General features: G+C 70.7%; 7 protein-coding genes. 5 read left to right on the top strand and 2 right to left on the bottom strand.

Features of this window, described 5'->3' with window-relative positions; all coding sequences use genetic code 11:
- Positions 1-174: 174 nt before the first annotated feature.
- Positions 175-1,704 carry a CHAD domain-containing protein gene (locus ACIPC1_RS04145; protein ID WP_402513027.1) on the top strand — a complete coding sequence of 510 codons (1,530 nt, stop codon included), beginning with the start codon at positions 175-177 and terminating at the stop codon, positions 1,702-1,704.
- Positions 1,705-1,852: 148 nt separating this feature from the next.
- The gene (locus ACIPC1_RS04140; RefSeq protein WP_402513026.1) at positions 1,853-3,805 is read left to right on the top strand and encodes a TIGR03960 family B12-binding radical SAM protein; all 1,953 of its coding nucleotides are present in this window, start codon (positions 1,853-1,855) and stop codon (positions 3,803-3,805) included.
- A 292-nt stretch (positions 3,806-4,097) separates the two neighbouring features.
- Here ACIPC1_RS04140 and ACIPC1_RS04135 read toward each other — a convergent pair whose 3' ends face one another.
- Together ACIPC1_RS04135 and ACIPC1_RS04130 are read right to left on the bottom strand one after the other, a co-directional pair.
- The gene (locus ACIPC1_RS04135; protein WP_402513024.1) at positions 4,098-4,544 is read right to left on the bottom strand and encodes a DUF6069 family protein; all 447 of its coding nucleotides are present in this window, start codon (positions 4,542-4,544) and stop codon (positions 4,098-4,100) included.
- A 583-nt stretch (positions 4,545-5,127) separates the two neighbouring features.
- Entirely contained in the window at positions 5,128-5,616 is a 489-nt protein-coding gene (locus tag ACIPC1_RS04130) for a MarR family winged helix-turn-helix transcriptional regulator (protein ID WP_402513022.1), read from the bottom strand.
- A gap of 295 nt (positions 5,617-5,911) precedes the next feature.
- Between ACIPC1_RS04130 and ACIPC1_RS04125 the strand changes: the two genes are divergently transcribed.
- The 3 genes from ACIPC1_RS04125 to ACIPC1_RS04115 all read left to right on the top strand — a co-directional run bounded on the left by ACIPC1_RS04125 (position 5,912) and on the right by ACIPC1_RS04115 (position 12,273).
- Positions 5,912-7,102 carry a hypothetical protein gene (locus ACIPC1_RS04125; RefSeq protein WP_402513020.1) on the top strand — a complete coding sequence of 397 codons (1,191 nt, stop codon included), beginning with the start codon at positions 5,912-5,914 and terminating at the stop codon, positions 7,100-7,102.
- Positions 7,103-7,150: 48 nt separating this feature from the next.
- The gene (locus ACIPC1_RS04120; RefSeq protein ID WP_402513019.1) at positions 7,151-8,005 is read left to right on the top strand and encodes a TIGR03936 family radical SAM-associated protein; all 855 of its coding nucleotides are present in this window, start codon (positions 7,151-7,153) and stop codon (positions 8,003-8,005) included.
- Positions 8,006-8,250: 245 nt separating this feature from the next.
- Positions 8,251-12,273 carry an Rne/Rng family ribonuclease gene (locus ACIPC1_RS04115; RefSeq protein ID WP_402513018.1) on the top strand — a complete coding sequence of 1,341 codons (4,023 nt, stop codon included), beginning with the start codon at positions 8,251-8,253 and terminating at the stop codon, positions 12,271-12,273.
- Positions 12,274-12,456 lie beyond the last annotated feature (183 nt).

The following is a 12,456-nucleotide window of genomic DNA, read 5'->3' as shown; positions in this document are numbered from 1 at the left end:
CCCGGACGGTACCCGGGTGTCACCTCGGGCACCGCCTGAGGCCCGGGCGGTGCCCGAGGTGACACCGCGGACAACCTGAGGCGACACCCGGGAAAACGGCAAATGTGGCTGAGATGGCAGGCCCGGACACATCGGGGTCTGCCCCCAGCGCGCAATCGCGTCTAAATTCAGTTCATGGCGGACACGAAGCGCGAGATCGAGCGGAAGTACGAAGGTCCCGCGGCCGAGGGTGACGAGGGCCTGCCGGAACTGACGGGCGTCAAGGGGGTCGCGTCCGTCATCGACAAGGGCGTCGCCGAACTCGACGCCACCTACTACGACACGGCCGACCAGCGGCTCGCCGCCGCCTCCCTCACGCTGCGCCGCCGCACCGGTGGCGACGACGCGGGCTGGCACCTGAAACTCCCCGTCTCCGAAGGGGTACGTGACGAGATCCGGGCTCCGCTCTCCGACGACCTGCCCCACGAACTGACCGGCCTCGTACGCTCGCGGGTGCGCGACGCCGAGCTCGTCCCCCTCGTACGGCTGGTGTCGGCCCGCGATATCCGCCACCTCGTCGACGACTCCGGCGCCCTGCTCGCGGAGGTCAGCCTCGACCGGGTGCGCGCCGAGCGGCTCAGCGGCGGCGAGGGCAGCACCGCCGAGTGGACCGAGATCGAGGTCGAGCTCGCGGACGACGGCGACCCCGCCTTCCTCGACAAGGTCGAGAAGAAGCTCCGCAAGGCGGGTCTGGCCCGCTCCTCGTCGGCGTCCAAGCTGGCGAAGGCGCTGGGGGAGACGGCGCCGAGGACGAAGGGCAAGAAGGTCAAGGCGCCCGCGGTGGAGAAGGAGCCCGTCAGCGCGGGCGACCACGTCCTCGCCTACGTCCGCGTCCAGCGCGACGCGATCATCGAGCTGGACCCCGCCGTCCGGCGCGACCTCCACGACTCGGTGCACAGCATGCGCGTCGCCACCCGCCGGATGCGCAGCGCGTTCCGCTCGTACGGCAAGATCCTCGACCGGGCCGTCACCGATCCGATCGGCGACGAACTGAAGTGGCTGGCAGGCGAGTTGGGCGTCGACCGCGACCAGGAGGTGCTCACCGGGCGGCTGACGCAGGCCCTGGACAAGCTGCCGCGCACCCTGCTCTCCGGGCCCGTCCCCACCCGGCTGAGCAGCTGGTCACAGGCCCGTCGCGGCGGCTCCCGGCAGCGACTGATCGACGTACTCGACGGCAGCCGCTACCTCGACCTGCTGACCGCACTCGACGCAGTCGTCGCGAATCCGCCGCTGCTCAAGGCGGCGGCCGACGACCCGTCAACGGTGATCGCGAAGGCCGTACGCAAGGACTTCAAGAAGGTCTCCGACCTGATCGCGGAGGCTCTCGAGCGCCCCTCCGGCGCCGACCGCGACTTCGCGATGCACGAGGCCCGCAAGAAGGCCAAGCGCACCCGGTACGCGGCCGAGGCCGCCACCGCCGCCCTGGGCACACCGGCCGCCGACCTGGTCAAGTCGATGAAGTCCCTGCAGGGCCTGCTCGGCGATCACCAGGACAGTGTGATGGCCCGCGAGGCGGTGCTCGAACTCGCGGCCGAGGCGTACGCGGCGGGGGAGAGCGCCTTCACGTACGGGGTGCTGTACGGGAGGGAGGAGCAGCGGGCGGCGGAGGCCGAGGCGGCGCTGCCGGAGGCCTGGGAGACGATCGGGGAACGGGCCGCGGTCTGATCACCACCTGTGCCCGGTCGGCCGGTGGATCGGCGGTGCGGGGGGTGCCTCGGGCCGCGTTAGGCTGGATGACCACTCCTGCCATGCCTGAACCGCCTGCCTTGCCAGCTCGCCCTGTCAGCCCCCTCAGCTCACGAAGGTTCGCCAGATGCCAGCCGAATCGGTCTTCCCGCAGCTCGAAGCTCTGCTCCCGCATGTGCAGAAGCCGATCCAGTACGTCGGCGGAGAGCTCAACTCCACGGTGAAGCCCTGGGACACCTGTGACGTCCGCTGGGCGCTCATGTACCCGGACGCGTACGAGGTGGGGCTGCCCAACCAGGGCGTCATGATCCTCTACGAGGTACTGAACGAGCGCGAGGGCGTGCTCGCCGAGCGCACCTACAGCGTGTGGCCGGACCTCGAGGAGTTGATGCGGGAGCACAAGGTCCCGCAGTTCACGGTGGACAGCCACCGGCCGGTGAAGGCCTTCGACGTTTTCGGTCTGTCCTTCTCCACGGAGCTGGGCTACACGAACATGCTGACGGCGCTGGACCTGGCGGGCATCCCGCTGGAGTCCAAGGACCGCACGCTCGACGACCCGATCGTCCTCGCCGGCGGCCACGCGGCCTTCAACCCCGAGCCGATCGCCGACTTCATCGACGCGGTGATCATCGGCGACGGTGAGCAGGCCGTGCTCGACATGACGGACATCATCCGTGCCTGGAAGGCGGAGGGCCGGCCGGGCGGCCGCGAGGAGGTGCTGTTCCGCCTCGCGAAGACGGGGTCGGTGTACATCCCGGCGTTCTACGACGTGGAGTACCTCGCCGACGGCCGTATCGCGCGCGTCGTACCGAACAAGTCGGGCGTCCCGTGGCGGGTCAGCAAGCACACGGTCATGGACCTGGACGAGTGGCCGTACCCCAAGCAGCCGCTCGTCCCGCTCGCGGAGACGGTGCACGAGCGGATGTCGGTGGAGATCTTCCGCGGCTGCACGCGCGGCTGCCGCTTCTGCCAGGCGGGCATGATCACCCGCCCGGTGCGCGAGCGTTCGATCACGGGCATCGGCGACATGGTGGAGAAGGGCCTGAAGGCGACCGGCTTCGAGGAGGTGGGCCTCCTCTCCCTGTCCTCCGCGGACCACTCGGAGATCGCCGACATCGCGAAGGGCCTGGCGGACCGGTACGAGGAGGACAAGATCGGCCTCTCGCTCCCCTCCACCCGCGTGGACGCCTTCAACGTGGACCTGGCGAACGAACTGACGCGCAACGGGCGGAGGTCGGGTCTCACCTTCGCGCCGGAGGGCGGCTCGGAGCGCCTGCGCAAGGTCATCAACAAGATGGTCTCGGAAGAGGACCTGATCCGGACGGTGTCGACCGCCTACGGCAACGGCTGGCGCCAGGTGAAGCTGTACTTCATGTGCGGCCTGCCGACGGAGACGGACGAGGACGTCCTGCAGATCGCCGACATGGCGATGAAGGTCATCGCCGAGGGCCGCAAGGTCTCCGGCCAGAACGACATCCGCTGCACGGTGTCCATCGGCGGCTTCGTGCCGAAGCCCCACACCCCGTTCCAGTGGGCCCCACAGCTCTCCGCCGAGGAGACGGACGCCCGCCTCACCAAGCTCCGCGACAAGATCCGCGGCGACAAGAAGTACGGCCGCTCCATCGGCTTCCGCTACCACGACGGCAAGCCCGGCACCGTCGAGGGCCTGCTCTCCCGCGGTGACCGCCGTATCGGCGCCGTGATCCGCGCGGTCTATGAGGACGGCGGCCGCTTCGACGGCTGGCGCGAGCACTTCTCCTACGACCGCTGGATGGCCTGCGCCGAGAAGACCCTCCCCGCCTTCGGCGTGGACGTCGCCTGGTACACCACCCGCGAGCGCACCTACGAGGAGGTCCTCCCCTGGGACCACCTCGACTCCGGCCTCGACAAGGACTGGCTCTGGGAGGACTGGCAGGACTCCCTCGACGAGACGGAGGTCGAGGACTGCCGGTGGACGCCTTGCTTTGACTGTGGGGTGTGCCCCGCCATGGACACGACAATTCAGGTCGGGCCGACGGGCAGGAAGTTGTTGCCCTTGACGGTCAGCAAGCCTGCGGCGGTCGGCGGGCACAGTCACTGAGGTGAATGGGGAGCCGGCGCGTATTGCTGATGCGCTGGCGGGGGCGGACGCGGATGACGTGGCCGCTGTGCCGGCTGCTGTGGGTGCGTCGAGCTGTCGGTACCCGGCGCCGCGAGCTGCGCCTGGTACCCCGTGGTGGGGATGCCGGGCCGGGGCAGGCGCCGACCGGCGGGGTGCACGTTCAACAGGTAGGCGCCGGTCCCGATGAACTCCTGCTGATTTACGACTCGTTGAAGGCAGGCTGTGTCGGCGGCACGTCGGTGCAGGTGTCGGCAGACCGGTTCGGCGCAGGCTACTTCTCGGAGGTTCCCGGGGGCAGGACCTTGTGGAAGGCGAACACCCCGACTGCTGCCACCACGACGTGCATGACGAGCAGCGCCACCACGCCCACGGCATTGGCGTGCGGCGAGTAGTCGCTGACCAGCAGGGCGAGGTCGGGGATGAAGGAGATCGCGAGCACGGCGGGGACGAGCTTGCGCAGCAGTGACTCAGGGTCCCCGGACCTGCGCCGGACGATGATCCAGCCGATGGCGCCGAAGGACAGGCCCAGCACGGTGAAGAAGACGAACGCGGATGCATGGAGGGGCATGAAGTCGTCGGAGGCGCCGGCGCCGCGAGCGATGGCGGCGACGGCTGCTTCGATGATCGAGGACGCGACGATGGCGGCGAGCACGCCGCCGATGATGACGAGGCGTCCGGGCCGGCGTACGGCGGGGGCGGTTGCGGTCAGGTTGGGCACAGGTGCTCCAGGGGTAGGCGCCAGCACGGAGCTGACTTGAACCGTCAAGCGAGCATACGAGGAGATCACTTGAAGCGTCAACTCAACTGGTCTGGGTCCATGCGTGAGACCTCGATCTGCTGACGAGCTTTCCGTGCGCCGGGTTGTTCGCCCCCGCCTTGCGGCTCAGCCCCTTCTGTCGCCGCCGGGGTTTCTCGGCGCGGTGCAGGAATTTCGGCGAGCTCCTGCGGGCGGCGGCCGGCAGGTGTGGGCCGCCCGGTCACCGGATGTGGTTGCCGGTCACTCGCCGGGGTCAGATGTCAGCTTCGATGCCCTCGGCCCGGTAGCGCCTTTAGAGCCGGTATCGCCTGTGGTGCACCTGCCTGCTCCATGGTCCCCGTCCTGCTCGCGGCCGCTTCCGCCTGCACGTCGTCGTCCCGGTCGTGTGCCGGGGTCGGCGTCGAGTCCGGCGTGAGCCTGTGTTCCTGGGGGAGGGGTACGGCGACCTCGCGGCGCGTAGCGCAAGCACCTGAAGGAGCTCGGTTCACCGTCCGCCGGAGTGACGCCCGAGTCGCCCTGAGTCGCCAGAGGTGTCCCGGTGAGGTCAGCCCTGCTGGGTGGGGCAGGCGTCGTCGTGGCCGATCGCGTCGTTGAGGCGGTGGCCGATCTCCCGGAGCTGCTTCTGCTGTGCCTTGGTCAGTGGGTCGAAGACCAGGCGGCGCACCTCGGTGACGTGGCTGGGGGCGGTCGCCACGACCTTGTCCCAGCCGGCGTCGGTGAGGACGGCCAGGGTGTAGCGTCCGTCGGCCGGGTCCGGTGTGCGGTAGACCCATTCCCGCTTTTCCAGCCGCTTGACCACGTGGGAGAGCCGGGAGAGCGACCCGTCCGCGAGCATGGCCAGCTCGCTCATCCGCGTGGTGCGCTCCGGCTTCTCGGACAGCACGGCAAGCACCTGGTACTCGAAATGGCTGATGCCCGCATCCCGCTGGAGCTGGGTGCCCAGCGCGGCCGGAAGTCGGCTCGTCAGGCTGGCCAACGCCAGCCAGGTCTCGCGTTCCTCATCGTTCAGCCAGCGGGGCTCATCTGTGCTCATCCGCCCACCATAACTTGACGGATCAACTCATGGGCAAGCAGGCAAGGTCCAGCGGTCGCAAGCTGAAGTAACCCAGTTTTGACTTGAGGCTTCAAGTCGAACCGGCCTATCTTCGAGTTGAACATTCAAGTCATTTGAGTAGGGAAGTCTCTGCGAACATCACACTGTGGATCATCGCGAGCGTGCTCGCAGCCGGCGACGCCACGGGGAGTTCGAGGACGTGCGGGGCGGAAAGTTGCGTTACTGGGTCCGAACAGAGCGCATCCAGGCAGCGGGTTGAGGCGTCTACGTCGGTATGGATCTGGAGAAAACGCCCGTTGAGCGGCCGGCACCGCAGGCGCAGGCCGAGGGGTGCCTCGCGGTCGCGATCCGTATCCCGGTACGGATCGTGGTGCTCGTGCTGGTCCTGCCGGTGCGGATGGTGTGGGACGCGCTGGTCGTCGGCGGCCGGTTTCTGCGGGACTACGCGCTGCGGCCGGTGGGGCGGGCGCTGGCGTGGGTGGCGTGGGCACTGTTCGTCTGGCCGTGCGTGACGGTGTGGCGGTATGTCGTCGTGCCGGTCGCGAAGGCGGTCGGGTGGCTCGCGTACGTCCTGGTCGTGGTGCCGCTGGTGTGGATCTACCGGACCGTGCTGACGCCGATCGGGCATGCGGTCGCCTGGCTTGCCCGGGGCATCGGGGCCGGGATCGGTTGGGTGTTGCGGGGGATCGGTGCCGGGATCGGCTGGGTGTACGCGTGGGTGCTCACGCCCGTCGGGCATGCGGTCGCCTGGCTGGGCGGGGGCGTGGGGGCGGTACTCGCGGCTGTCGGGACCGGGCTGTACACCACCGTCGCGTGGCTGGTCCGCCAACTGTTCGTCGTACCGGGGGTGTGGCTGTACGCGTGGGTTCTCGCGCCCGTCGGGAGGGGGATCGCCTGGACCGTGCGGGGGCTCGGGTGGCTCGTCCGGATGATCTTCACCGGGATCGGGCTCGCGTGTTACTGGACCCTGCGTGTGCTGCTGGTGCTTCCCGCGCTCGCCGTGTGGCGGTGGGTGCTCGTGCCGGTCGGGCGCGTGCTGGCCGTCATCGGGCGGGAGGTCGGTACGGCACTCGGGCACGCCTGGCGCGTCGCCGGGTACATCTCGCTCGCCGTCGGGAGGTTCCTCGGGCGACTCTTCCGGTGGATCTTCGTGGAGCCGGTGCGGTGGGTGTACCAGGCCGTCCTGACGCCCGTCGGGCATGCCGTCCGCGACACGGTCCTGCGGCCGGCCGCGGAGGCCGCGCGCAGCGTGGGTCGGGTGACGCGGCAGGCCCTCGCAGCCGCCCGGGAGTCCGCCCGGCAGGCCCGCGCCGACTTCCGGCGGATGCTCTTCGGGACGCCGGGGGAGCCCGAGCCGGTGCCGCGAGAGCCCGCGCCCGCCGCTCTCGTCGGCTCCGGACGGGAACCGGGAGCCGACGAGACACGTACTCTAGATAGGAGTAAGACCGCTCTCACGAAGGACTGAACGACACTGGGCAAGCGACAGCCCGAAGGCCCGCCGCCCGCACCTGCGGTGCAGCGCATCCGACTGCGCTACACCAAGCGCGGCCGCCTCCGGTTCACCAGCCACCGTGACTTCCAGCGCGCTTTCGAGCGTGCGTTGCGCCGTGCCGAGGTTCCGATGGCGTATTCGGCGGGATTCACGCCGCATCCGAAGGTGTCGTACGCCAATGCCGCACCCACCGGCACGGGCAGTGAGGCGGAGTACCTGGAGATCGCGCTCACCGAGGCGCGTGACCCGGACAAGCTGCGTGATCTCCTCGACGAGTCGATGCCTGTCGGGCTCGACATCATCGAGGCGGTCGAGGCCCGGACGTCCGGGCTGGCCGACCGGCTCACCGCTTCGATCTGGGAGCTGCGCCTCGACGGCGTGGACCCTGCGGACGCGGAGCGTGCGGTCGAGGCCTTCAAGGCGGCGGATGTCGTCGAGGTGCAGCGCAAGGCCAAGAACGGCATTCGGACGTTCGACGCCCGCTCCGCCGTGGCAAGCCTCGAAACAACGAGCAGTGAAGCAAGTAGTGAAGCAAGTAGTGAAGCAAGCAGTGAGATGACCAGTGGGACGAACAGTCCACAGGCTGATAGGTCGAGCGACCAGGCCTGTGCGATACTGCGGCTGGTTGTTCGGCACGTGACGCCTGCCGTTCGACCCGACGACGTCCTGTCCGGTCTTCGCGCCGTGGCCGACCTGGCGCCGCCGGTCGCCGCTTCGGTGACCAGGCTGGCGCAGGGGCTGTTCGATGAAGAGACCGGCACGGTGACCGACCCGCTCGCGCCCGACCGCGAGGCAGTCACGGCAGCCCCAGCCGATCGCACCGGGGTCGCCACAGCTGCCGCCGCGTTGGCGCCGGTGCCGGTAGGTACCGCGTAAGGACAGATGTCGTAGCGCCGCCCTCGTACTCGGGAGCCACCTGGGTCGGGCAGCGCACCGACCACAAGACTTTCGCCAGGCCGTACGCACCAATGGCGTACGGAACCGGCGAGACAGGACACAGAGAGCTCCCGTGCGGCGCCCGCGCCCCGGACGGCGGCACCGCGCATCGCGCGAGCCGCGGACGTCACCGGCACCGCCGGACCAGGTGCGGCGCCCGGGAGCCTGACGGGAGATCCACCCGCATGCTCGAACCGACCGAACCCATCGAGGGTTCCAACAACAACGACACCCCCAGCGACACCCTGCCGCCGCGGCGCCGCCGCCGCGCAGCGTCGCGCCCCGCCGGCCCGCCCACGGGCGCCGCCGAAGCCGCGGCCGAGACCACCGCGCCGGCCATACCGGCCGTAGCGTCCGCCGACCTCGCGGAGGAGGCGGACGAGACAGCAGTGGCTGAAGCGGTTGAAGAGACCGATGAGGGTGATGAGGCGGTGGCGGTGGCTGAAACCGCCGTCGACGACGCCGCGCCGCGTCGTGCTCGTCGTCGTGCCACCCGTCGGGTGTCCGCGCCCGCCGGTGCCGCGGAGACGGCTGAGGCTGCCGAGGTGGCCGAGACCGTGGTACCCGCGGTGACGGCCGAGGCCGCGCCCGCCGAGACCCACACTGCCGTGGTGGAACCCGAGGAGGCTGCTTCCGGCGGTCGTCCGCGTCGTCGTGCGACCCGCCGTGCCTCCGCGCCCACCGGCACGCCCAAGGCGGCCGAGACCGCGCAGGCGGCCGCGACCGTCGAAGAGTCGGTGACCGTCGAAGAGCCGGTGATCGCCGTCGTCGAGCCCGAGGACACGGACACCGCTCCCGCCGCCGAGGAAGTCACCCCTCGCCGTACCACCCGCCGTCGCGCCACCCGGCGCGTCTCCGCACCCGCCGGTGCGCCCGAGGGCGACACCGGCGACGAGCGTGTGGAGGCGCCCGTGACCAGCGAGACCCAGCCCGAGGAGCCCGCGCAGGCCGAGTTCGCGCAGACGGAGTCCGCCCAGGCCGAGGACGAGGCCCCGCGTCGGGGCCGCCGTCGCGCCACCCGCAAGGCCGCCGTCGGTTTCTCCGCGCCCGCGCCGAAGGAGGCCGAGTCGGCGCGCAACCCCGCACGTCCGGCCGTCGCCGTGTTCCAGGCGCCCGTGTTCACCGAGCCGATGTTCCAGACGCCGGAGCGGGCCGCCGCCGCGGCTGCCGCCGAGGCGGTGGAAGAGGTCGAGGAGGTTCCGGAGCTTGTCGAGGCCCCCGTGGCCCGGCAGGGTCGCAGGGCCGCCGCCGCTCCGCAGGTTCGCGAGGCCGTCGTAGCCCCCGAGGCCGTCGAGGCCGTCGAGGAGGAGACGGGGCCGCGTCGACGCCGTCGCCGCCGTGCCGTCGAGGAGGAGCCCGCGGCCCCGGAGCCCACCACCGACGAGGTGGAGGAGCCCGAGGACGGCGAGTCCGCCGAGTCCGTCGAGGACGCAGCCGACGGTGATGAGGGTGACGAGGAGTCCGCGGGCTCTCGCCGCCGTCGCCGCCGGGGAGGCCGTCGCCGTCGTCGTGGCGAGTCCGCCGAGTCGGACGGCGAGTCCGGCGACGACGACTACGCCGCCGAGCAGGTCGCGCAGGACGCCGAGGACACCGCCGAGCAGATCGAGGACGACGCCGAAGAGGGCGACGAGCAGGATGAGCCGGGCGGTTCCGGCTCCAGCAGCAGCCGGCGCCGTCGGCGCCGTCGCCGTCGCGCCGGGGACTCGGGCAGCGAGGCCGAGCCCACCGGGAGCGACCCCGAGCGCACGGTCGTCAAGGTCCGCGAGCCCCGCCCCGCGAGCAAGAGGGACGAGCACCCGTCCGATGAGGTGCAGTCCATCAAGGGCTCGACCCGCCTCGAAGCCAAGAAGCAGCGTCGTCGTGAAGGGCGCGAGCAGGGCCGTCGCCGCGTCCCGATCATCACCGAGGCCGAGTTCCTGGCCCGCCGCGAGGCCGTCGAGCGCGTGATGGTCGTCCGCCAGAGCGGCGAGCGCACGCAGATCGGCGTCCTGGAAGACAACGTGCTCGTCGAGCACTACGTCAACAAGGAGCAGTCGACCTCGTACGTCGGCAACGTCTACCTGGGCAAGGTCCAGAACGTGCTGCCGTCGATGGAGGCCGCCTTCATCGACATCGGCAAGGGCCGCAACGCCGTGCTGTACGCCGGTGAGGTCAACTTCGAGGCGCTCGGCATGTCCAACGGGCCGCGCCGTATCGAGAGCGCGCTGAAGTCCGGTCAGTCGGTGCTCGTGCAGGTCACGAAGGACCCGATCGGCCACAAGGGCGCCCGCCTCACCAGCCAGGTGTCCCTCCCCGGCCGCTACCTGGTCTACGTGCCCGAGGGCTCGATGACCGGCATCAGCCGCAAGCTGCCGGACACCGAGCGCGCCCGTCTGAAGACCATCCTCAAGAAGATCGTCCCCGAGGACGCGGGCGTCATCGTGCGCACCGCCGCCGAGGGCGCGAGCGAGGACGAACTGCGCCGTGACGTCGAGCGGCTCCAGGGGCAGTGGGAGGACATCCAGAAGAAGTCGAAGAGCGGCGGCGCCTCGAACGCGCCGACTCTGCTCTACGGCGAGCCGGACATGACCGTCCGTGTCGTCCGCGACATCTTCAACGAGGACTTCACCAAGGTCATCGTCAGCGGCGAGGAGGCCTGGGAGACCATCCACGGATACGTCGCCCATGTCGCGCCCGACCTGACCGACCGTCTGTCGAAGTGGACCTCCGAGGTCGACGTCTTCGCGACGTACCGGATCGACGAGCAGCTGATGAAGGCGCTGGACCGCAAGGTCTGGCTGCCCAGCGGCGGTTCGCTGGTGATCGACAAGACCGAGGCGATGGTCGTCGTCGACGTCAACACCGGCAAGTTCACCGGCCAGGGCGGCAACCTCGAAGAGACCGTGACCAGGAACAACCTGGAAGCGGCCGAGGAGATCGTGCGCCAGCTCCGGCTGCGCGACCTGGGCGGCATTGTCGTCATCGACTTCATCGACATGGTCCTGGAGTCCAACAGGGACCTGGTGCTGCGGCGCCTCCTCGAATGCCTGGGACGCGACCGTACGAAGCACCAGGTGGCGGAGGTGACCTCGCTTGGCCTCGTCCAGATGACGCGCAAGCGCGTCGGACAGGGGCTGCTGGAGTCCTTCTCCGAGACCTGCGTCCACTGCAACGGCCGCGGTGTCATCGTGCACATGGAGCAGCCCACCTCCGTCGGAGGCGGCGGCAAGCGCAAGAAGCGCGGCCGGGGCGGTTCCGAGCAGGAGCACACGCACGACCACGAGCACGACCACGAGATCCTGCCCACGGAGACCGCCGAGGCCGAGGCCCTGGACGAGATCGAGGCCGAGCTCGCCGCCGAGGTCGCCGCGCCCGTGCCCTTCGCCCAGCCGGAATTCGTACCCGACGAGGACCTTTACAGCAGCGCCGCCGAGGCGGAGGCCGCGGCCTCCCGTGGGCGTCCGCGCCGCCGGGCGACCCGGCGCGCATCGGCTCCCGCGGGTGCGCCCAGGGGCGAGGAGCGGGCTCCCCGGAGTCGGCGTGAGGAGCGGGCGGCCAAGTCCCGCGATGCCGCCGAGGCCGAGCCCGTCGCGGTCGAGGACCCGGTCGTCGAGGCGCCGGCCGCGCAGGCTGCTCCGGTCGTCGAGGCTCCGGCTGTGCAGGTGACCGAGGCCACTGAGGCCCCCGTCGCCGCCGTACAGGAGGACGAGGCCGCTCCCAAGGGCCGTACGCGGCGTCGTGCGACCCGGCAGGTGTCGGCTCCGGCCGGTTCGCCGAGGGTGGCGGAGGAGACCGTGGTGACGGTCACGGAGCCGGTCGCGGCGCCCGCCGCGGAGGAGCCGAAGCCCGAGTCCGTCGCCGAGCAGGCCGCCGAGGTGCCCGTCGAGAGCGGTGCCCCGGCCCGCCCGCGTCGTCGCGCCGTCCGCAAGGCCACCGCGCCCACCGCGTCCGAGGAGGCGGCCGTCGTGGTCGTCCCGTCGGTCTCGGTGGAGACGGTGACCGAGACGGCCGAGGCCGACACGGACGCTCCGGCCGGTAACGCGGCCGCCCGCAAGACCGCCAAGAAGGTGACGGCGAAGAAGGCCGTCACCAAGAAGGCGGCGGTCAAGAAGACGGTCGCCAAGAAGACCGCCGCGAAGAAGACGACCACCAAGAAGGCGGCGTCGAAGAAGACAGCGGCGGCCGAGCAGCAGGAGCAGCCGACGGTGTCGGCGCTCACGGAGGACTGAGCGACTCCCTCGAGAGCGCGAGCGCGAGACAGAGGGCGCCGTGCGACACGGCGGAAGAACGGCGGTGGGCCCCCCCGGGGGGACCCGGGGGGGCCCCCCCCGTGCCGGGGGGACACCCCCCACAAGCGGCCAACGCCCACGGGAAAGGGGGAAGAAGCCGGGAAAAATTTTTGACCTAAGGGG

Origin of the sequence: Streptomyces sp. NPDC087263 (assembly GCF_044744645.1) — a bacterium.
Taxonomy (GTDB): Bacteria; Actinomycetota; Actinomycetes; order Streptomycetales; family Streptomycetaceae; genus Streptomyces.
Note: the sequence above shows the minus strand (reverse complement) of the source record. Positions and strands in the feature narration are given on the sequence as shown.